Annotated in this window: 18 protein-coding genes and 2 tRNA genes; 18 read left to right on the forward strand and 2 right to left on the reverse strand. The window is 44.3% G+C overall.

The window, feature by feature from the left end:
* Window positions 1-25: 25 nt before the first annotated feature.
* On the reverse strand, window positions 26-1,021 hold the full coding sequence (gene ompU / locus EXZ60_RS08300) for a porin OmpU (protein WP_277435545.1): 996 nt from the start codon (window positions 1,019-1,021) through the stop codon (window positions 26-28).
* 553 nt (window positions 1,022-1,574) lie between these two features.
* Here ompU and greA point away from each other — a divergent pair.
* Complete coding sequence (gene greA / locus EXZ60_RS08305) at window positions 1,575-2,048, forward strand: transcription elongation factor GreA (protein WP_013857625.1); 474 nt, start codon at window positions 1,575-1,577, stop codon at window positions 2,046-2,048.
* 88 nt (window positions 2,049-2,136) lie between these two features.
* Here the strand turns inward: greA and yhbY are convergent, their stop codons facing one another.
* Window positions 2,137-2,433 carry a ribosome assembly RNA-binding protein YhbY gene (gene yhbY / locus EXZ60_RS08310; protein ID WP_010318529.1) on the reverse strand — a complete coding sequence of 99 codons (297 nt, stop codon included), beginning with the start codon at window positions 2,431-2,433 and terminating at the stop codon, window positions 2,137-2,139.
* A 119-nt stretch (window positions 2,434-2,552) separates the two neighbouring features.
* Here yhbY and rlmE point away from each other — a divergent pair, with 119 nt between their 5' ends.
* The 17 genes from rlmE to EXZ60_RS08395 all read left to right on the forward strand — a co-directional run bounded on the left by rlmE (window position 2,553) and on the right by EXZ60_RS08395 (window position 20,531).
* Entirely contained in the window at window positions 2,553-3,182 is a 630-nt protein-coding gene (rlmE, locus tag EXZ60_RS08315) for a 23S rRNA (uridine(2552)-2'-O)-methyltransferase RlmE (protein ID WP_010318530.1), read from the forward strand.
* Between the two features lie 98 nt (window positions 3,183-3,280).
* The gene (ftsH, locus tag EXZ60_RS08320) at window positions 3,281-5,230 is read left to right on the forward strand and encodes an ATP-dependent zinc metalloprotease FtsH (protein WP_194566435.1); all 1,950 of its coding nucleotides are present in this window, start codon (window positions 3,281-3,283) and stop codon (window positions 5,228-5,230) included.
* A gap of 58 nt (window positions 5,231-5,288) precedes the next feature.
* The gene (gene folP / locus EXZ60_RS08325) at window positions 5,289-6,119 is read left to right on the forward strand and encodes a dihydropteroate synthase (protein ID WP_277435546.1); all 831 of its coding nucleotides are present in this window, start codon (window positions 5,289-5,291) and stop codon (window positions 6,117-6,119) included.
* 22 nt (window positions 6,120-6,141) lie between these two features.
* Window positions 6,142-7,482 carry a phosphoglucosamine mutase gene (gene glmM / locus EXZ60_RS08330; protein WP_017045391.1) on the forward strand — a complete coding sequence of 447 codons (1,341 nt, stop codon included), beginning with the start codon at window positions 6,142-6,144 and terminating at the stop codon, window positions 7,480-7,482.
* A 263-nt stretch (window positions 7,483-7,745) separates the two neighbouring features.
* On the forward strand, window positions 7,746-8,081 hold the full coding sequence (gene secG, locus EXZ60_RS08335) for a preprotein translocase subunit SecG (protein ID WP_010318534.1): 336 nt from the start codon (window positions 7,746-7,748) through the stop codon (window positions 8,079-8,081).
* A gap of 26 nt (window positions 8,082-8,107) precedes the next feature.
* Window positions 8,108-8,191, forward strand: a tRNA-Leu gene (locus EXZ60_RS08340).
* A gap of 54 nt (window positions 8,192-8,245) precedes the next feature.
* Window positions 8,246-8,322 (forward strand) — tRNA-Met (locus EXZ60_RS08345).
* A gap of 210 nt (window positions 8,323-8,532) precedes the next feature.
* Entirely contained in the window at window positions 8,533-8,988 is a 456-nt protein-coding gene (gene rimP / locus EXZ60_RS08350; protein ID WP_013857619.1) for a ribosome maturation factor RimP, read from the forward strand.
* A gap of 36 nt (window positions 8,989-9,024) precedes the next feature.
* Window positions 9,025-10,512, forward strand: a complete 1,488-nt coding sequence (gene nusA, locus EXZ60_RS08355) for a transcription termination factor NusA (RefSeq protein ID WP_013857618.1) — start codon at window positions 9,025-9,027, stop codon at window positions 10,510-10,512.
* Window positions 10,513-10,536: 24 nt separating this feature from the next.
* A complete protein-coding gene (gene infB, locus EXZ60_RS08360) occupies window positions 10,537-13,251 on the forward strand; it encodes a translation initiation factor IF-2 (protein WP_017043248.1) in 2,715 nt (904 codons plus the stop codon).
* A gap of 105 nt (window positions 13,252-13,356) precedes the next feature.
* Window positions 13,357-13,773, forward strand: a complete 417-nt coding sequence (gene rbfA / locus EXZ60_RS08365) for a 30S ribosome-binding factor RbfA (protein WP_026028089.1) — start codon at window positions 13,357-13,359, stop codon at window positions 13,771-13,773.
* Window positions 13,774-14,724 carry a tRNA pseudouridine(55) synthase TruB gene (truB, locus tag EXZ60_RS08370; RefSeq protein ID WP_013857615.1) on the forward strand — a complete coding sequence of 317 codons (951 nt, stop codon included), beginning with the start codon at window positions 13,774-13,776 and terminating at the stop codon, window positions 14,722-14,724.
* A gap of 109 nt (window positions 14,725-14,833) precedes the next feature.
* Window positions 14,834-15,103, forward strand: a complete 270-nt coding sequence (gene rpsO, locus EXZ60_RS08375; RefSeq protein WP_010318921.1) for a 30S ribosomal protein S15 — start codon at window positions 14,834-14,836, stop codon at window positions 15,101-15,103.
* 317 nt (window positions 15,104-15,420) lie between these two features.
* Window positions 15,421-17,547: a polyribonucleotide nucleotidyltransferase gene (gene pnp / locus EXZ60_RS08380; protein WP_017043251.1), complete on the forward strand. Its 2,127-nt coding sequence runs from the start codon at window positions 15,421-15,423 to the stop codon at window positions 17,545-17,547.
* A 152-nt stretch (window positions 17,548-17,699) separates the two neighbouring features.
* On the forward strand, window positions 17,700-18,620 hold the full coding sequence (gene nlpI / locus EXZ60_RS08385; protein WP_170901130.1) for a lipoprotein NlpI: 921 nt from the start codon (window positions 17,700-17,702) through the stop codon (window positions 18,618-18,620).
* Window positions 18,621-18,739: 119 nt separating this feature from the next.
* Complete coding sequence (locus tag EXZ60_RS08390) at window positions 18,740-19,150, forward strand: MarR family transcriptional regulator (protein ID WP_010318918.1); 411 nt, start codon at window positions 18,740-18,742, stop codon at window positions 19,148-19,150.
* A 40-nt stretch (window positions 19,151-19,190) separates the two neighbouring features.
* The gene (locus EXZ60_RS08395) at window positions 19,191-20,531 is read left to right on the forward strand and encodes an MATE family efflux transporter (RefSeq protein ID WP_026029105.1); all 1,341 of its coding nucleotides are present in this window, start codon (window positions 19,191-19,193) and stop codon (window positions 20,529-20,531) included.
* Window positions 20,532-20,568: the final 37 nt, after the last annotated feature.

Genomic DNA, 20,568 nt, shown 5'->3' on the forward strand with positions numbered 1-20,568 from the left:
TAAATCTATGACATTAAGCCAAGAATTAGAAGTCGTAACGTAGACCTAGTGCTAGTTCGTCTTCAGATTTAGCTTTACCTACTTTGTCTGAATCAAGTAGGTTGAAGTTGTAAGAGATGTACGAACGGAAGTTAGGTTTGAAGAAGTAAGTTGCATCAACTGCAAAGTTATCAGCTTCATCTGCTTTATTGCCAGAATTTTTAGATTCTAGGTAGTTGTAAGTAGAAGTGAATACAGCTTGACCCATAGTGTATTTTGCTGCTAGCTCATAACCAGTTTTATCTGTTTTGCTATTTGCTGCTTTGTCTTGACCATCAACAAAAGTACCAGCGAAGTAGAAATCAGAGATAGCGTAAGACGCTGCTAGCATATATTGATCAGAAGACGCATTCGCTGCTGTATCTTGATCTGCGTAACCCGCACCTAGCTGAACGCCAGTGTCGCCGATTGCGTAGATAGCTGATAGAGAGTAGCCATCTGCATTGTTGTCTGTGATTGCAGACGTGCTTTCTTGACGGTCAGCAAAACGGTAGCTTGCTTTAACGCCTAGATCAGAAAATTGACCTTTATAAGCAACCATGTTGTCTACGCGGTCTGCTACAGCGATTTTATACGCTGCTGAGTTGCCGTGGTAAGACATGATATCAGTAAAGTCAGTGATAACACCTAGCGCGCCGTCATTTTTACCGTAAGTTACTTCACCGAAGTTACCGCCGATACCAGCATAAGTATAACGGTTTTCTAAATCACCTTTTTGGTCCGCTTTACCGTCGTCAGCAGTAGTAAATTCACCTTCGTAGAAACCAACACCGTATAGGCTATCGTTGATCGCTACTTTACCTAGGAAGTTTAGACGTACGCGAGTTTTATCTTCCGCTTTGCCATCTTTAAGAGAAAGACGTGCTTCTGCGCGGCCGCCCATTTCTAGAGATGTACCGTCTTGGTTGTATAGCTCACCAGCATTTACACCAGTTACTACTGCAGCAGCTGATACTGCTAAAGCAATCAGAGTTTTGTTCATCTTATTAGTCCTAATTTACTGTCCATAAATATTTTTATTTGCGACGTCTATATCGTCCTTCGAGTGCTTTTGAACATTGAGTTGCATAGGTTGGGTTTTGTAAACCTTCACTAACGTACAACCAAACGTTACTAGCATTTCGTGTTCTACTTTTTACTCTTAAGTTCCGAAATTAGTTAGTAAAATGATATAAAACAGGTTTATGAACACCGTTTTATTTTGTGTAAATAAATATCAAGTCTTTGTTTTTTATTTGGTTTATTGGTTTTTATCAACTGGTCTGAATAGTTTGTTTTTTATTTTTTTTTAGTGAAGTGGGTCGGTTTTTTGTGCAAAAACATTCGTGAAAATGAGCTTTGTGTCTGTTTTTTATCACTTTCCCCCAAACTCATTCACAGAAACCTGACAGGGGTCACGTGTGATTTAAGATGATTTAGTCACGAAGTTTGATTACACTGATTAGCAACTATGTTAATCCATGTACTACCTAACCTTTGTTGTGTTGGGTAGTTTTGTTTTGCCCAAATACGAATTTTGGCATTAGAGGTATAAAATGGAAAAAGTTCCAATGACAGTTCGTGGTGAACAATTGCTGCGCGAAGAGTTAGATAGGCTGCTAAAATTACGTCCACAAATTACCCAAGCTATTGCAACCGCACGTGAACTTGGCGACCTAAAAGAAAATGCGGAATATCACGCTGCTCGAGAAGAGCAAGGTATTTGTGAGGCTCAAATTCGTGATATTGAATATAAGCTATCTGTTGCTCAGGTGATCGATATCACTAAAATGGAAAATACAGGCAAAGTGATTTTTGGTTCAACAGTGACATTGATTGACAGTGATACTGATGAAGTGAAACGCTACCAGATTGTGGGTGAAGATGAAGCTGAGATTAAATCTGGGCGCATTTCTGTCAGCTCACCGATTGCCCGCGGTTTGATCGGTAAAATGGAAGGTGATGAGGTGATTATCGCCACTCCTGGTGGTGATAAAGATTTCGAAATCGATAAAGTTGAATACCTCTAATTCATTTCAACAACAATCAAAAAGGTCGCAGTGTGCGACCTTTTTTTGTCTGTATCCATCAGAGTCAGAGCGTCGATAACGCGACTGATTACTTACGAGGGATCTCGATTTTACGTTGCTCGGTTTGACGAAATAGTACGAGAATCTTACCAATGGTTTGTACTTTTTCTGCGCCAGTCTCACGCACGATAGCATCGATAATCAACTGTTTAGTTTCGCGATCTTCGGATGCTACTTTCACTTTGATCAGTTCGTGGTGGTTGAGGGCAATCTCGATTTCCGCTAGAACAGCCTCAGTGAGTCCATTCGCGCCCATCAGTACAACAGGTTTCAAACTGTGTGCTAGGCCTTTAAGGTGCTGCTTTTGTTTGGTGCTTAGGTTCATTATGCGGCCAATTTTATTTAATATAAGGGTTGAAAAAAGCTATTTTAACGCCATCTATCCCTGAAGACTATATTTTCTACCATACTTTCTTGGATGGAAACATTTCAGTTAGGAATCGAATGAGTAAACAGAAGCATTCGGCCAGCTCTAGTCGCTGGTTGAAAGAACATTTTGATGATAAATACGTGAATGAAGCCAAAAAGAGAGGTTATCGTTCGCGTGCTATTTTCAAAATAGAAGAGATTCAAAATAAAGATAAACTGCTTAGGCCAGGAATGACTGTTGTGGATTTAGGGGCGGCTCCCGGCGGGTGGTCTCAATATTCAGCGGGTATCGTCGGTGATAAAGGCCGAGTGATCGCGTGTGATATTTTGCCGATGGATCCTATTGTTGGCGTTGCTTTCTTACAAGGCGATTTTCGTGAAGAGGCCGTGCTGGAAGCACTATTAGATCGTATACAGCCTGATATGGTTGATGTAGTGATGTCAGACATGGCACCTAACATCGCCGGAAATAATTCGGTTGATCAGCCAAGGGCAATGTATTTGGTTGAACTAGCTCTAGATATGTGTCGACAAGTTCTTACTCCAAATGGTAGTTTTGTGGTCAAGGTTTTTCAGGGAGAAGGCTTTGATGATTATGTCAAAGAAGTTCGAAACCTGTTTAAAGTCGTGAAAATAAGAAAACCAGACTCTTCGCGAGCTCGCTCAAGAGAAGTCTTTGTTGTAGCCACTGGTTACAAAGGTTAACGTTTTTGCTGTACAAGGCATAAGTTAACATATGGCTACAGGTTACAAACTGTAGTACCCTACCTTTAATTACAATTAGTTATCGCGAGGCTTACACCTTGAGTGATATGGCAAAAAATTTAATTCTGTGGCTAGTTATAGCTGTCGTTTTAATGTCGGTATTCCAGAGCTTTGGCCCTGGTGATAGTAACGGCAAAGCAGTGGATTACACCACGTTCGTACAGGAAGTTGGCCAAGGCCAGATTCAAGAAGCTCAATTTAACAATAGTGAAATTTCCTTTACTCGTAGAGGCGGTGGTACTCGCTATGTAACTTACATGCCCGTGTACGATCAAAAACTGCTTGATGATTTGATTAATCAAAACGTTAAAGTACAAGGTACACCACCAGAAGAGCAAAGTTTGCTCGGGACCATTTTTATCTCTTGGTTCCCCATGATCCTACTGATCGGTGTTTGGATATTCTTCATGCGTCAAATGCAAGGTGGCGGTGGCAAAGGTGCCATGTCATTTGGTAAGAGCAAAGCTCGAATGATGAGTGAAGAGCAAATCAAAACCACGTTCGGTGATGTGGCTGGTTGTGACGAAGCGAAAGAAGATGTGAAAGAGCTTGTGGATTACTTGCGTGATCCGAGTCGCTTCCAAAAACTGGGTGGGAAAATTCCAACGGGTGTTTTGATGGTTGGTCCTCCTGGTACAGGTAAAACATTACTGGCAAAAGCAATTGCTGGTGAGGCGAAAGTACCGTTCTTCACTATATCTGGTTCTGATTTCGTTGAAATGTTTGTCGGTGTCGGTGCATCTCGTGTACGTGACATGTTCGAGCAAGCGAAAAAGGCTTCACCTTGTATCATCTTTATTGATGAGATTGATGCGGTAGGTCGTCAACGTGGTGCTGGTGTCGGCGGCGGTCACGATGAGCGTGAGCAGACTTTAAACCAAATGTTGGTTGAAATGGATGGTTTTGAAGGCAATGAAGGCGTTATCGTCATTGCGGCAACTAACCGTCCAGACGTTTTAGACCCAGCATTGCTGCGTCCGGGGCGTTTTGACCGTCAAGTGGTGGTCGGTTTACCTGATGTTCGCGGTCGTGAACAGATCTTGAAAGTTCATATGCGTAAAGTACCTTTAGCTGGTGATGTTGAACCTTCATTGATTGCTCGCGGAACACCGGGTTTCTCTGGTGCCGATTTGGCGAACTTAGTGAACGAGGCCGCGTTATTCTCTGCTCGCGGTAACAAACGCAATGTTTCAATGGTTGAGTTTGAGTTAGCAAAAGACAAAATCATGATGGGTGCTGAACGTCGTTCGATGGTGATGTCTGAAGAAACTAAAGCATCAACAGCTTATCATGAAGCAGGACACGCCATTGTTGGTCGTTTGGTGCCTGAACATGACCCTGTTTATAAAGTATCGATTATTCCACGTGGTCGAGCTTTAGGTGTAACGATGTACTTGCCTGAACAAGACAGAGTTAGCATGTCGAAGCTGCATCTTGAGTCTATGATTTCAAGCTTGTATGGCGGTCGTTTAGCGGAAGAGTTAATTTACGGCCCAGAAAACGTTTCAACTGGTGCATCAAACGATATCGAACGCGCGACAGCCATTGCTCGTAAAATGGTTACGCAATGGGGCTTTTCGGAAAAACTTGGCCCATTGTTGTATGCAGAAGATGAAGGTGAAGTCTTCTTAGGGCGCAGCGTGACTCAAACTAAGCATGTGTCTGAAGATACTGCTAAGTTGATTGATGACGAAGTTCGTAAAATTATTGACCGCAACTATGATCGTGCGCGTAAAATCCTTGAAGAAAATATGGATATTATGCATGCAATGAAAGATGCGTTGATGAAATACGAAACGATTGATGCAGGCCAAATTGATGACTTAATGGAGCGTAAAACCGAGATTCGCGAACCTGCAGGTTGGGCTGATCAAGCCAAAGCTCAAGCAGAAAAAGCGGAAGCGGAAAAAGCTCAAGAGCCAAAAGTAGAGCCAGCAGTAGAAGACGAAGTAGCCACTGAGTCCTCAGAAAAGAAAGATGCTGAGTAATCGTTAATATTCAAATTAAACCCCGAGCTTTCTCGGGGTTTTTGTGTTTTAGAGCAAAATGAAGATTCAAACCCCAACAAAGACACTTATCCTCGATCGTCCTCATGTCATGGGTATCTTGAACATGACACCGGATTCATTTTCCGATGGTGGAAAATTTAACTCGCTAGATTTGGCACTAGAGCATGCCGATAAAATGATTGCCGCAGGTGTCAGCATTATTGATATTGGAGGGGAGTCAACTCGGCCGGGAGCTCCAGAAGTGACTCTCGATGACGAATTATCTCGTGTTATTCCTATTATTAAAGCTATTCGTGCAAAATATGACGTCTGGATTTCAATTGACACTAGTAAAGCTGAAGTGATGCGTCAGGCGGTTGAGGCTGGTGCTGACTTGATTAATGATGTTCGTGCACTGCAAGAGCCGGGGGCATTAGAGGTTGCGGCTAAAGCACAAGTGCCTGTCTGTATCATGCATATGCAAGGCCAGCCACGAACGATGCAAACCAGCCCACATTATCAAGATGTGTTAGCGGATGTTAAGCTCTTTCTAGAAGATCGAGTCGCAGCGTGCGAGCGCGCGGGGATCGCGCGTGCAAATATTATCCTCGACCCCGGTTTTGGATTTGGCAAAACCATTGAGCATAATTATTATCTGCTTGCACATCTAGACGCATTTCATCAGCTAGGTTTGCCGATATTGGCTGGGATGTCCCGTAAGTCAATGATTTTTAAACTACTCAATAAAAAACCAGCTGAATGTATGGTGGCGAGCGTTACCTGCGCGGCTGTAGCTGCAATGAAAGGTGCACAGATTATTCGTGTCCATGATGTGAACGAAACCATTGAAGCAATGAAAATAGTACAAACCATTATTCAAAATAGTTAACAATAATAATTAAGGAAAAATCATGTCTGACAAAAGACGTTACTTTGGTACAGATGGTGTCCGCGGTAAAGTTGGACAGTATCCTATCACTCCCGATTTCGTATTAAAACTTGGCTGGGCGGCTGGACGTGTATTGGCAAAACAAGGCACGAAAAAAGTCATTATTGGTAAAGATACGCGTATTTCAGGTTATATGCTTGAGTCGGCTCTAGAAGCGGGCTTAGCCGCTGCAGGATTAAAGGCGATTTTTACCGGACCTATGCCGACACCAGCTGTTGCTTACCTGACTCAAACCTTTCGTGCAGAAGCGGGGATCGTTATCTCAGCGTCGCATAACCCTTATTACGATAACGGCATCAAATTCTTCTCATCCGAAGGGACTAAATTACCTGATGAAATTGAATTGGAGATCGAAGCTGAATTGGATAAACCGATTGAGTGTGTCGAGTCTGCCGAACTTGGTAAGGCTTCACGTATGGTCGACGCTGCAGGGCGGTATATCGAGTTTTGTAAAAGTACCTTTCCATCGCAATGGAATTTATCAAAGCTGAAAATCGTCGTTGACTGTGCTCATGGTGCCACCTATCACATCGCGCCTAATGTCTTTAAGGAACTTGGCGCTGAAGTGATAGCAATGGGGGTTGAGCCAGATGGTCTGAATATTAATGACGAAGTTGGAGCAACGGATGTCCGTGCGTTGCAACAGCGCGTTGTGGCAGAAAAAGCAGATTTAGGACTGGCATTTGATGGTGATGGCGATCGCTTAATTATGGTTGATGAGCTTGGCAATAAAGTAGATGGAGATCAAATTGCCTATATCATCGCCCGTGATGCCCTGAGACGTGGAGAATTAAAAGGTGGTGTTGTTGGAACACTAATGACAAACCTTGGTATGGAAAACGGCTTAAAGCAGTTAGGTATCCCTTTTGTGCGAGCGGCGGTTGGTGACCGTTATGTGATGGAAAAATTGCTGGCAAAAGGTTGGAAAATTGGCGCAGAAAATTCAGGGCACATCATACTGCTAGACAAAGTGACTACGGGTGATGCGATTGTTGCGGCGTTGCAAGTTCTTGCTTCCGTTGTGGGCAGTGAAATGTCGCTCAATGAACTGGCTAAAGGCATGACGCTTTACCCGCAGGTTTTAGAAAACGTACGTTTTAGTGGTGATTCCAACCCATTAGAAGCCGAAGCGGTAAAAGCAGCTGTAGCTGCCGTAGAAGCGGAACTTGGTAGCCAAGGTCGAGTGCTCTTGCGTAAATCAGGTACTGAACCTTTATTGCGCGTGATGGTGGAAGGGGAAGATGCTGAGCTAGTAAAAAATTCAGCATTAAAGATAGCTCAAGCGGTTAAAGATAATTGCTAACCAGGCAAATAATATGAGTTAACCTAGGATTTCATGACCGTAATTCGGCTTGAAATCTTATGGTTAGCTATACACATAGGGTGTTGTTGCCCTTTTTTTAACCGCTTGAAGCATAAACTCCATTTTTTTATAAAATACTCCTTGTCAGCATGGGATGCATTCGTTAGTATTGCGTCCGCCTTCGTTGAGGAGGTCGCTAGCCTTGTTCAAGTCAGTTGATAAGAACGGCGCTGGCTCAACTATTTGGAACATAGGTGGAAGTAATGTTTACAGTTCTACTTGTGATTTACCTGTTGGCAGCGCTTGGTATCATTGGCCTAGTGTTAATTCAACAAGGTAAAGGCGCAGATATGGGAGCCTCTTTCGGTGCTGGCGCGTCAAACACTGTGTTTGGTGCTAGTGGCTCAGGAAATTTCCTAACCCGAATGACTGCAATTTTTGCAACCGTATTCTTCATTCTTAGTTTGGCATTGGGCAATTTGTCTACGCATAAAACTGAATCACAATGGATTGACCCAACTAAAGGTCAAGTGATTGAGCAAACTACGGATACAGCGAGTGACGTTCCAGTAAAATCTGGTGACGAAATCCCGCAATAACTTATCTTAGATAAGTACAAATAATTGCCGAGATGGTGAAATTGGTAGACACACTAGCATGAGGTGCTAGCGCCTTAGGTGTGAGGGTTCGAGTCCCTCTCTCGGCACCATTATTTACAAACTTGTAAATCACTTGATAGAGCGTATAATGCTCGCAAGTCGGACGCGGGGTGGAGCAGCTTGGTAGCTCGTCGGGCTCATAACCCGAAGGTCGTCGGTTCAAATCCGGCCCCCGCAACCAATTCTTTTTGGGTTTTGGATGCAAGTTTGTGCAGTGTCAACCTCACTGCAATTGAGAATTTAGATTCTCAATCATCAGGGTCCAGCAACAAAAAACCCCGACTAATCGGGGTTTTTTGTTATCTGAGTTTCTCAAGTATGAGATTTTCAGATAGTTGCTTGGAATTTAAATTGGGCTCTGTGCCCTTTTTTTGTTTCTGGAGTGGTTTAAATGACTGGTTTAGAAAGACAACTTACTGAAATGCTTGACGCTCCAGTAGCGGCATCAGGTTATGAGTTAGTTGGATTAGAATTTATTCGTGCCGGAGAGCACTCAACATTACGCATCTATATTGATCATGAAAACGGTATTAACGTTGATGATTGCGCAGAAGTGAGCCATCAAGTGAGTGCTGTGCTCGATGTTGAAGATCCAATTTCTGTGGCTTACAACCTAGAAGTTTCTTCACCAGGTTTAGAGAGACCACTTTTTAAAGCAGCGCATTATGAACAGTTTATTGGTCACGAAGTCAGCATCGTTTTGAAAATGGGTGTCGGCAACCGCCGCAAATGGAAAGGAATTATCCATTCTATTGATGGCGAAACCGTTGCAATTAGCGTTGATGGGAAAGAAGAACTATTTGCGCTAAGCAATATTTCTAAAGCTAACCTGATCCCTAAATTTTAGTTCTCCTAGAGAAAAGAGCTTAAGAGGCTAGATTAAATGAGTAAAGAAATTTTAGCGGTAGTTGAGGCGGTTTCGAACGAGAAGGCCGTACCTCGTGAGCGTATTTTTGAGGCGCTTGAAACTGCGCTTGCCACATCAACAAAGAAGAAACATGAAATTGAAGTCGATGTACGTGTTGCTATCGACCGTAAAACGGGTGAGTTTGAAACTTTTCGCCGTTGGTTAATCGTTGAAAATGTTGAACATCCAACAAAAGAAATTTCATACGATGCAGCTAAATACGACGACGAAACAGCTGAACTTGGTCAATATATTGAAGATCAAATTGAATCAGTGACCTTTGACCGTATTACAACACAAACAGCAAAACAAGTTATCGTACAAAAAGTGCGTGAAGCTGAACGTGCGCAAATCGTCGAACAGTTTATTGATAACGAAGGTGAGTTGGTTACTGGCGTTGTTAAGAAAGTAAACCGTGATTCGGTTATTTTGGATTTAGGTAATAACGCTGAAGCGGTTATTTTACGTGATGACCAGCTACCGCGTGAAAACTTTCGTCCAGGTGACCGAGTTCGTGGTCTGCTATATGCTGTACGCCCTGAAGCGCGCGGATTCCAACTCTTCATTACTCGTTCAAAACCAGAAATGCTCGCTGAGCTATTCCGTGTAGAAGTGCCAGAAATCGGTGAAGAGCTGATTGAATTGAAAGCCGCGGCTCGTGATCCGGGTTCGCGTGCGAAAATTGCAGTCAAAACCAATGACAAACGCATTGACCCTGTGGGCGCGTGTGTCGGTATGCGTGGAGCACGTGTTCAAGCCGTATCGAGTGAGCTCGGCGGTGAGCGCATTGATATCGTTCTTTGGGATGATAACCCAGCTCAATTTGTTATCAATGCAATGGCACCAGCAGATGTTGCATCGATCATCATGGATGAAGATACGCACTCAATTGATATTGCTGTTGAAGCGGATAACCTAGCGCAAGCAATCGGTCGTAATGGTCAAAACGTACGTCTCGCTTCTCAACTGACTGGTTGGGAATTGAATGTTATGACGGTTGCTGATCTACAGAAAAAACATCAAGAAGAATCGATGGCTTCTATTGAAAACTTTATGAAGTACCTCGATATCGAGCAAGACTTCGCTGAGTTATTGGTTGAAGAAGGCTTCTCAACGCTTGAAGAAGTGGCTTATGTGCCAGTTGCTGAGCTACTTGAAGTTGACGGCCTAGATGAAGATATCATCGAAGCATTGCGTACTCGCGCGAAGAATGCGTTGACCACGATTGCGCTAGCACAAGAAGAGTCTTTTGAAGGGCTAGAGCCAGCAGAAGATCTGCTCGCACTAGAAGGTTTAGAGCGTGAAATGGCCTTTAAACTCGCAGCGAAAGGCATAGTCACATTAGAAGATCTTGCTGACCAAGGTATTGATGACCTCGAAAATATTGAAGGTCTAACAGAAGAGCGTGCAGGTCAATTGATCATGGCAGCGCGCAATATTTGTTGGTTTAGCGAAGAAGAATAATTCTCAGCAAGGGGAGAGAGCGGCATGACACAACTTACAGTTAAAGCACTGAGTGAAGAAATTGGTACGCCAGTTGACCGCTTGTTAGAACAACTTGCTGATGCAGGCATGAACAAAACGAGTTCTGATAACGTTTCTGATGATGAAAAGCATAAGCTACTGTCACATCTTAGAAAAGAGCACGGTGATACCACTGGTGACTCAGAGCCGACTCGTTTGACGTTGCAGCGAAAAACACGCAGCACATTGAGCGTCAATGCCGGCGGCGGCAAAAGTAAGAATGTTCAAGTTGAAGTGCGTAAAAAACGTACCTACGTTAAGCGCAGTGCAGTAGACGATGAAGCAACACGTGAAGCGGAAGAAGCCGCGCAACGTGAAGCACAAGAATTAGCAGCGCGTGAAGCACAAGCAAAAGCAGAGCGCGAAGCCGAAGAAAAAGCAAAGCGTGAAGCCGAAGAAAAAGCGAAGCGTGAGGCACAAGAGAAAGCGAAGGTTGAAGCACAAACGAATGCAACAGCTAACGCGGATGAGAAAGCAAAACGTTCTGCAGTGAAACCAGAACTTTCTGCTGAAAATAAAATGAAGCAAGAAGCAGCGCGAAAAGAAGCCGAAGAGCTTAAACGTCGTCAAGAAGCCGAAGCATTACGTAAAGCTGAAGAGGAAAGTCAGCGCCAGCTAGAAATAGCACGTGAATTGGCTGAGAAGAATAAAGAGCGTTGGTCTGCTGAAGAAGAGAAAAAGGGTAGTATGGAAGAAAATACAGATTACCATGTTACGACTTCAACGTATGCACGTGAAGCCGAAGATGAAGCAGATCGCCGTGAAGAAGGTGCTAGCCGTAAATCTACGAAAGCTAATAAGAGCAAAATCTCATCTCAGGATGATAAGCAAGAGCGCGGTACGCGCCGAGGCAAAGCTCGTAAAGGTCGTATGGCTAAACCTGCATCGATGCAACATGGTTTTGATAAAACAGCGGTTGTCGCTAAGCAAGATGTTGTGATCGGTGAAACGATTGTTCTTTCGGAACTGGCAAACAAAATGTCAGTGAAAGCAACTGAAGTTATCAAAGTGATGATGAAGATGGGCGCAATGGCAACCATCAACCAAGTGATCGACCAAGAAACCGCGCAATTAGTCGCTGAAGAAATGGGTCATAAAGTTCTCATCCGCAAAGAGAATGAACTGGAAGAAGCGATCCTTTCTGACCGTGATAACAAGTTTGAAGCAGTACCTCGTGCGCCAGTTGTGACCATCATGGGTCACGTTGACCACGGTAAGACATCAACACTTGATTACATCCGTCGCACACACGTTGCATCAGGCGAGGCCGGTGGTATTACTCAGCACATTGGTGCTTACCACGTTGAAACACCAAACGGTATGATCACCTTCCTTGATACTCCTGGACACGCTGCGTTTACTTCAATGCGTGCTCGTGGTGCTCAAGCGACAGATATCGTTGTATTGGTTGTTGCAGCAGATGATGGCGTGATGCCACAAACGGTTGAAGCGATTCAACATGCGAAAGCGGCGAATGTGCCACTTATCGTTGCAGTGAACAAAATCGATAAAGATGGCGCGAACCCAGATGGCGTGAAAAATGAGCTTGCTCAACACAACATTATTCCTGAAGAGTGGGGCGGTGAGAACATGTTTGTTCACATCTCTGCGAAACAGGGAACTAATATTGATGGCCTACTAGAAGCTATCCTACTTCAAGCGGAAGTTCTTGAGCTTCATGCTGTTAAAGATGGTATGGCGTCTGGTGTGGTGGTTGAATCTCGTCTTGATAAAGGCCGTGGCCCTGTAGCAACCGTTCTTGTTCAATCAGGAACACTACGCAAAGGCGACATCGTACTGTGTGGTCAAGAATATGGCCGTGTTCGTGCGATGCGCGACGAAACTGGTAACGAAGTTACGGAAGCGGGCCCATCAATTCCTGTTGAAATTCTAGGTTTGTCTGGTGTTCCAGCTGCCGGTGATGAAGCAACAGTAGTTCGTGATGAGCGTAAAGCACGTGAAGTGGCAAATTATCGTCAAGGTAAATTCCGTGATGTGAAGCTTGCACGTCAGCAGAAATCTAAGCTTGAAAACATGTTCTCTAACATGACAGCGGGCGAAGTGGCTGAACTGAACGTGGTACTAAAAGCAGACGTTCAAGGTTCGGTTGAAGCCATTGCTGATTCACTGCGTAACCTTTCAACTGATGAAGTGAAAGTGAACATCGTGGGTTCTGGTGTGGGTGGTATCACAGAAACTGACGCAGTACTTGCAGCAGCTTCTAACGCTATCGTACTTGGCTTTAACGTTCGTGCTGATGCATCAGCTCGTCGTACTATCGAATCTGAAAACTTAGACCTACGTTACTACTCAATCATTTATCAATTGATTGATGAAGTAAAAGCGGCCATGAGCGGCATGCTAGCACCAGAGTTTAAGCAAGAGATCATTGGTCTTGCTCAGGTTCGTGAAGTATTTAAATCACCTAAACTAGGTGCAGTTGCTGGTTGTATGGTGACTGAAGGCGTTATCAAACGTAATAGCCCTATCCGTGTTCTACGTGATAACGTGGTTATCTACGAAGGTGAGCTTGAATCGCTACGTCGCTTTAAAGATGACGTGCAAGAAGTGAAGAATGGCTACGAATGTGGTATCGGCGTTAAGAACTACAATGATGTTCGCGTTGGTGACCAAATCGAAGTCTTCGAAACAGTGGAAATTAAACGTACACTGGATTAATTGACTGACGTTGCTGTATTGAAATAGACAGTAATCGGTTGTTGAATACACCATGGGGGGCTGGGTTGAACCATCCCCCCATTCTTTCTATATGTGAGAAAAGATATGTCAAAAGAATTTAGCCGCACGCAGCGCGTATCCCAACAGCTGCAAAAAGAACTCGCCATGATCATACAACGTGAAGTCCGTGACTCACGCTTAGGTATGGTGACTATTTCAGAAGTCGAAGTGTCACGTGACCTTGCTTATGCAAAAGTGTTTGTGACGTTTCTATGCGTTGGTGAGCAGACCCCAGAAAGCTGCTTAGCTGCGTTAAAAGAGCATGAAGTTCATATCCGCATGATGCTTGGCAAACGTATTCGCTTACGTTTGACACCAGAAATTCGCTTCACTTATGACAATACTTTGGTTGAAGGTATGCGCATGTCCAACTTGGTGACTGAAGTGGTCAGCAATGATAAGCGCAGACAGAAAGATGCAGGGCGTGAAGATGAAGCGTCTGCAGAAGAAGGGAATGAATAGATGGCTCGTCGTCGTAAAGGTCGCCCAATTAACGGGGTAATTTTACTGGATAAGCCAACGGGTATCTCCTCGAATGATGCCTTACAAAAAGTAAAACGTATTTATTTTGCAGAAAAAGCCGGACACACTGGCGCGCTCGATCCCTTGGCAACAGGAATGTTGCCTATTTGCCTTGGTGAGGCGACAAAATTCTCTCAGTTTTTACTTGATTCAGATAAGCGTTATCGAGTCATTGCAAAACTGGGTGAGCGAACCAATACCTCTGATTCAGACGGAGAGGTAGTGGAAACACGTCCAGTCAATGTGCAATTAAATACCCTGCGAGAGTGCATCGAGCGTTTTCGTGGTGAAACCGACCAAATTCCGTCAATGTTTTCCGCACTGAAGTATCAAGGCCGTCCTCTATATGAATACGCTCGTGAAGGCATTGATATTCCTCGCGAATCTCGAAAAATCACTGTCTATGATATTGAATTGATCCGTTTCGAAGGTGATGAAGTTGAAATGGATGTGCACTGTTCGAAAGGCACGTATATCCGCACTATCGTGGATGACTTAGGTGAAATGCTTGGTTGTGGCGCACATGTGACCATGCTGCGTCGTACTGCGGTCGCGAAGTACCCATATGAGAAGATGGTGACTTTAGAGCAACTTGATGCATTGCTGCAACAGGCGCTGCGTGATGATGTCGCACCGAAAAATGTGTTGGACTCGTTATTGATGCCAATGGACAGTGCGGTGCAAGATTTGCCGGAAGTTAACCTTATTCCTGAGTTGGCAGACATGGTACAACATGGCCAACCAGTGCAAGTGTTGGGTGTGCCACTTGATGGCACAGTGCGCATGACCATGGGTGAAGAGAAACTCTTTATCGGTGTGGGTGAAATTGACCAAGATGGTCGTGTTGCGCCTAAGCGATTGGTCGTTTTTAGAGACGAAGAGTCGCTTTAAATAGCTATTGCTTAACGTTGGGGATTTCCCTATAATCCCGGCTTCGCGTAGCGGCTGAATCAGAGATTGGCTGCTACACCTTTAAACTTACTCTTATTAGGAGAGCATTATGTCTCTGAATGCAGAAACTAAAGCGGCAATCGTTGCTGAATACGCACGTGGCGAAGGCGACACTGGTTCACCAGAAGTACAAGTAGCACTACTAACTGCTTCTATCAACCACCTACAAGGTCACTTCAAAACTCACAAAGGCGATCACCACAGCCGTCGTGGTCTACTACGTATGGTTTCAAGCCGTCGTAAGCTTCTAGACTACCTAAAAGGTAAAGATTTAGGTCGTTACCAAGACCTAATCAAACGTCTTGAGCTACGTCGCTAAGATCAGTTTGTTCAGAAAAGGGGCTTTTAGCCCCTTTTTTGTTATCTAAATTTGGCACAATCTCTCCTAAGTCGCTATACTACCCGCCGTTAAAGTGTGTTGTATGTACTTTAACGCTTCATACTCATAGCATTACAGTCACCGAAGTCGGCCAGCAGGTCGCGGCTATTAAAAGTAGCGTTCAGATACCAGTGGGAGCGGCAAGCCCAACGCTTTGTTTCCCCGTGATATAGAGCCTATTTTTACTAGTCGCGATTCGTAATGTCTTGAGTGTTATTTCATTCAATCTAGAGGCAACTCTAGAGCAAGGATAAACAATGTTTGATAAACCAGTAGTGAAATCATTCCAATACGGTAATCATACCGTCACTCTAGAAACCGGCGTTATCGCACGCCAAGCTACATCGGCCGTTATGGTTACTATGAACGATACCGCGGTATTCGTGTCTGTTGTTGGTAAAAAAGAAGCAGTAGAAGGCCAAGACTTCTTCCCGCTTACCGTTAACTACCAAGAGCGTACTTACGCAGCGGGTAAAATTCCAGGTGGCTTCTTCAAGCGTGAAGGTCGTCCATCAGAAGGCGAAACTTTGACTGCGCGTCTGATTGACCGCCCAATTCGTCCTCTTTTCCCTAATGCATTTAAAAATGAAGTTCAAGTCATCGCGACAGTGATGTCTGTAAACCCAGACGTTCAACCTGATATCGTGACTATGATTGGTACTTCAGCGGCACTTGCTATCTCTGGTATTCCATTCAATGGTCCTATTGGCGCGGCGCGCGTGGGTCACATTGATGGTCAATTAGTGCTTAACCCAAGCATGACCGAGCTTGCTGTATCTCGTCTTGATCTTGTGGTTGCAGGTACAGACAACGCGGTACTGATGGTTGAGTCAGAAGCGGATAACCTAACTGAAGAAGAAATGCTAGCAGCGGTTGTTTACGGCCACGACCAACAACAAGCTGTGATTAAAGCGATCAATGAATTTGCTGCTGAAGTTGCCACTCCAGCTTGGGATTGGGTTGCTCCTCAAGAGAACACAGTACTTAACAGCAAGATCGCTGAACTAGCAGAAGCTAAGCTTGTTGAAGCTTACAAAATCACTGAAAAAATGGCTCGTTACGACCGTATTCATGAAATTGCTGCTGAAGTAAACCAAGTGATTCTTGCTGAAGATCCTGAAGCAAATGCGAAAGAAATCCACACTATCTTCCACGATCTAGAGAAGACGGTTGTACGTCGTAGCATTATTGCTGGCAACCCACGTATTGACGGTCGTGAAAAAGACATGGTTCGTGCGCTAGACGTACGCACTGGTATTCTTCCTCGTACTCACGGTTCTGCACTATTTACTCGTGGTGAAACTCAGGCAATCGTAACCGCTACTCTTGGTACTCAGCGTGATGCTCAAATCATCGATGAGCTAACAGGTGAGCGTAAAGATAACTTCCTACTACACTATAACTTCCCTCCATACTGTGTTGGAGAAACTGGTTTTGTAGGCTCTCCTAAGCGTCGTGAAATCGGCCACGGTAAATTGGCTAAGCGTGGTATCGCTGCCGTTATGCCTTCAGTGGAAGAGTTCCCATACACAGTTCGTGTCGTATCAGAAATCACAGAATCTAACGGTTCATCTTCAATGGCTTCGGTATGTGGTACTTCTCTTGCTCTGATGGATGCAGGTGTACCAATCAAGTCTTCAGTTGCAGGTATTGCAATGGGTCTTGTTAAAGAAGGCGATGATTTCGTTGTTCTTTCTGACATTCTTGGTGATGAAGATCACCTAGGTGACATGGACTTTAAAGTAGCGGGTACTAACCAAGGTATCACTGCACTGCAAATGGACATTAAGATCGAAGGTATCACCAAAGAGATCATGCAAATTGCGCTAAACCAAGCACAAGGTGCACGTAAGCATATCCTTTCTGTGATGGATCAAGCGATCTCTGGTGCTCGTGCTGAGATTTCTGAATTTGCACCACGCATTTACACCATGAAGATCAGCTCTGAGAAAATCAAAGACGTGATCGGTAAAGGTGGTGCTGTGATCCGTGCTCTAACTGAAGAGACGGGCACAACCATCGAAATCGAAGATGACGGTACAATCAAGATTGCGGCAACCGATAGCGCTCAAGCTAAAGAAGCGATTCGTCGCATTGAAGAGATCACGGCTGAAGTTGAAGTCGGCGCTATCTATACTGGTAAGGTCGCTCGTCTGGCTGATTTTGGCGCGTTCGTTAACATTCTTCCTGGTAAAGATGGTCTGGTACACATTTCTCAAATCGCGGATCAACGCATCGAGAAAGTCTCTGATTACTTGAAAGAAGGCCAAGAAGTTCAAGTTAAAGTACTTGAAATCGACCGCCAAGGCCGTGTTCGTCTAAGCATGAAAGAAGCGGTAGAGAAACCAGCTGAAGAAGTTGTTGCAGCACCAACGGCTGAATAAGGCCACTTTAAGCTTGAGAAGCACGGCGCTTTAGTCGCCTTTTCAACATAAAGCATGATATAAAGGGAGCGTTATTCGCTCCCTTTTTCATGCCTAGATTAATGCGATACACCCACTTATCTTGGGCTTTGGGGTACACAGGAGTTTTATTTGTGAAATGGTTTCCAACGGCCGCATTGAGTGCTTTGATACTGATAATGTCGGGCTGCGCGTCAACTCAAAATGACAATCAAAGTCAATGGGTATACCCTCCGATGGCAGTGCCATTGCAGTCTTCATTACAGCAACAAGTTCAGATAGCGCGTTTGACGCAACTGTTACAACGTACTGATCTGCCTGATGATGTGCGGGCCAAAATGTTTTATGAGCGTGGTAACAACTACGACAGTGTTGGGCTACGCACTTTAGCACGTTTAGATTTTGAGCAGTCGCTCGCGCTTAACCCGGCGCAGCCTGATATCTTTAATTTATTAGGCGTGTATTACACGCAAGTTGCAGAGTTTGATGCCGCTTATGAGGCATTTGATTCGACATTAGAACTTGAACCTGACAATTTTTACGCTGAGCGTAACAGAGCCATCGCACTTTATTACGGCGACCGTACAGAACTTGCGTTAGAAGAGATTCGCGCACATTATCAACATGATCCTAGCGATCCCTTCCGTGCATTGTGGCTATATATTATTCAAAGTGAAAGCGAGCCTTTGCAGGCACGTGTGGATCTCTTCAATCGCTATCAAGTTCGAGATGATCAATGGGGATGGCTCTTGGTTGCGTTAACGCTTAAAGAGATATCGGAAGAGCAAGCTTTTAAGATGATCTTAGAAGAAGGCAGCGGTAATGCGATACAAGCACAGCGTTTAACTGAAGTCTATTTTTATCTCGCTAAGCGTTACCAACAAGAGGGAAATTACGCGCACGCGATCGCCTTGTACAAGCTTGCGTTGTCATTTAACGTCTACGAATATGTTGAGCATCGATACGCTTATCTTGAATTGGGGAAAATTTTCCAGCAAGTAAGAGCCGACTATTTAGCTAAGGCGAAAGCAGAACAGCCAGAGTCTCAGCAATAAATACCTTGCTATATCCTTTCCCTTAAAGCCGCTGACTTTTTCAGCGGCTTTTTTGTTGCTTAACGATCTAAAGATCCATAAAATAGTTAGCCTTGATAACCATTTTGATTTGAAAAACAGTGAAACTAGAAGCTAACTTAGAAAAATTAGAGCGTTTTAGTGCCAAAATCTGGCGTCGGTATAGCAAAGCTGATCCCATTTCACAATTGAGCTTTAATGAATATGATTACCTTAAAGTGATTCAAAGCTCTTCTTTGCCACTGCGCTTAACTGATTTAGCTAATGAGATGGAAGTGAGTAAACCATCGGTATCAAATATGGTTAAAAGGCTTAAAAATAAAGGGTTAGTTCAGACGGCACAATGCCAAGATGATGCGCGTTCTTACCGAGTTTCTCTCACCGATACTGCGCGTGAGCATTTAGCGGATGAAGCGAAAGTGTACGCTGTTGTCGCAGAGCAAGTGACTAAGCATCTCTCGGAAGAAGAAGCACTGTGTTTTAATATGTTGTTATCCAAAGTATTACTTTAATTTACTTATATAGTTAGCTTTGCTAACTATGGTGTCTGTTATGAAAAATTCAATTTACCGCCAATTTTGGCGCTATACCATTCCGACCGTGGCAGCTATGTTAGTCAATGGCTTGTATCAAGTGGTGGATGGTATTTTTATTGGTCATTATGTTGGTGCTGAGGGATTGGCGGGCATTAACGTTGCGTGGCCTATTATTGGCTTTATTTTAGGGCTTGGCATGTTGGTGGGCGTAGGAACTGGTGCTCTGGCTTCGATCAAGCAAGGTGAAGGGAACATGGCGGCAGCCAAGCAAGTGCTTGCTACTGGCCTATTGTTGCTTGTGATGCTAGCTCCCGTGGTGGCGACAATTCTATGGTTTCTTGCGGACGATTTCATTGCGTGGCAAGGCGTTGAAGGACGAGTCTACGAACTTGGCTTGCAATATTTGCAGGTATTAGTGATCGCTTGTGTCTTTACGCTTGGCTCTATTGCGATGCCTTTCTTGTTACGAAACGACGACAGCCCTAATTTAGCCACATTGCTGATGGTGAGTGGTGCGATAATCAATATTCTCTTTGATTATCTGTTTATTGCCGTTTTACATTGGGAACTTACTGGTGCCGCCATAGCAACGGCACTCGCACAATTAAGTGTGACTGTATTGGGCATAGGCTATTTCTTTTCGACGCGAGCCAAGTTGCAGCTGTCACTCTCGGTGATGAGGGTGCAATGGTCGTTGTTACCTAAGATTGTTGCGATTGGTACTTCAAGCTTTTTTATGTATGCCTACGGTTCGATGATGGTGGCGGTGCACAACAGTCTATTTGCTCACTATGGCAGCGCAGTACTTGTTGGGGCATACGCGATATTAGGCTATATCGTCACGGTTTATTACTTAACGGCAGAGGGCATCGCGAATGGTATGCAGCCGTTAGTTAGCTTCAATTATGGTGCCAAAAACTATCTTCATATTAGAAAACTGCTCAAAATTGCAATGAGCATTGCTGTGCTTGGCGGGCTGGGTTTTGTGGTGCTGCTGAACTTGTTTTCCACTCAGGTTGTTGCGGTCTTCAATTCAACTGACCCGCAATTGATGGCAAGCGCTGTACTGGGCTTAAAACTGCATATGTTCGCGCTGTTTTTGGATGGATTTTTAGTTGTCGCCGCCGCCTTTTATCAAGCGACCAATCGCGGCAGTAAGGCGATGTTTGTCACCATTGGTAATATGGCGATCCAACTACCGTTCTTGTATTTGTTACCTAAGTTATATGGTGTGACTGGTGTGTGGATTGCCTTCCCCATTTCCAATATTGCGTTAAGTTTGGTGGTGGGTTTGATGTTGTGGCGAGATTTGCGTGCACTACCTTGTGATAACGCAAAGCAAACCGTGTTCGCTTAACAAGAGCCTCCCCCTTGTCTCTAGGGGGAGGCTACGC

Source organism: Vibrio sp. 1151_11 (assembly GCF_029478525.1).
Taxonomy (GTDB): Bacteria; Pseudomonadota; Gammaproteobacteria; order Enterobacterales; family Vibrionaceae; genus Vibrio; species Vibrio anguillarum.

Bases quoted from the DNA above. Each gene is read 5' to 3' on its own strand.
- rpsO (WP_010318921.1), top strand. From the start codon at position 14,834: ATGTCTCTGAATGCAGAAACTAAAGCGGCAATCGTTGCTGAATACGCA.
- ompU (WP_277435545.1), bottom strand. From the start codon at position 1,021: ATGAACAAAACTCTGATTGCTTTAGCAGTATCAGCTGCTGCAGTAGTA.
- rlmE (WP_010318530.1), top strand. From the start codon at position 2,553: ATGAGTAAACAGAAGCATTCGGCCAGCTCTAGTCGCTGGTTGAAAGAA.
- truB (WP_013857615.1), top strand. From the start codon at position 13,774: ATGGCTCGTCGTCGTAAAGGTCGCCCAATTAACGGGGTAATTTTACTG.
- nusA (WP_013857618.1), top strand. From the start codon at position 9,025: ATGAGTAAAGAAATTTTAGCGGTAGTTGAGGCGGTTTCGAACGAGAAG.
- folP (WP_277435546.1), top strand. From the start codon at position 5,289: ATGAAGATTCAAACCCCAACAAAGACACTTATCCTCGATCGTCCTCAT.
- EXZ60_RS08395 (WP_026029105.1), top strand. From the start codon at position 19,191: ATGAAAAATTCAATTTACCGCCAATTTTGGCGCTATACCATTCCGACC.
- yhbY (WP_010318529.1), bottom strand. From the start codon at position 2,433: ATGAACCTAAGCACCAAACAAAAGCAGCACCTTAAAGGCCTAGCACAC.
- greA (WP_013857625.1), top strand. From the start codon at position 1,575: ATGGAAAAAGTTCCAATGACAGTTCGTGGTGAACAATTGCTGCGCGAA.
- pnp (WP_017043251.1), top strand. From the start codon at position 15,421: ATGTTTGATAAACCAGTAGTGAAATCATTCCAATACGGTAATCATACC.
- infB (WP_017043248.1), top strand. From the start codon at position 10,537: ATGACACAACTTACAGTTAAAGCACTGAGTGAAGAAATTGGTACGCCA.
- secG (WP_010318534.1), top strand. From the start codon at position 7,746: ATGTTTACAGTTCTACTTGTGATTTACCTGTTGGCAGCGCTTGGTATC.
- rimP (WP_013857619.1), top strand. From the start codon at position 8,533: ATGACTGGTTTAGAAAGACAACTTACTGAAATGCTTGACGCTCCAGTA.
- glmM (WP_017045391.1), top strand. From the start codon at position 6,142: ATGTCTGACAAAAGACGTTACTTTGGTACAGATGGTGTCCGCGGTAAA.
- rbfA (WP_026028089.1), top strand. From the start codon at position 13,357: ATGTCAAAAGAATTTAGCCGCACGCAGCGCGTATCCCAACAGCTGCAA.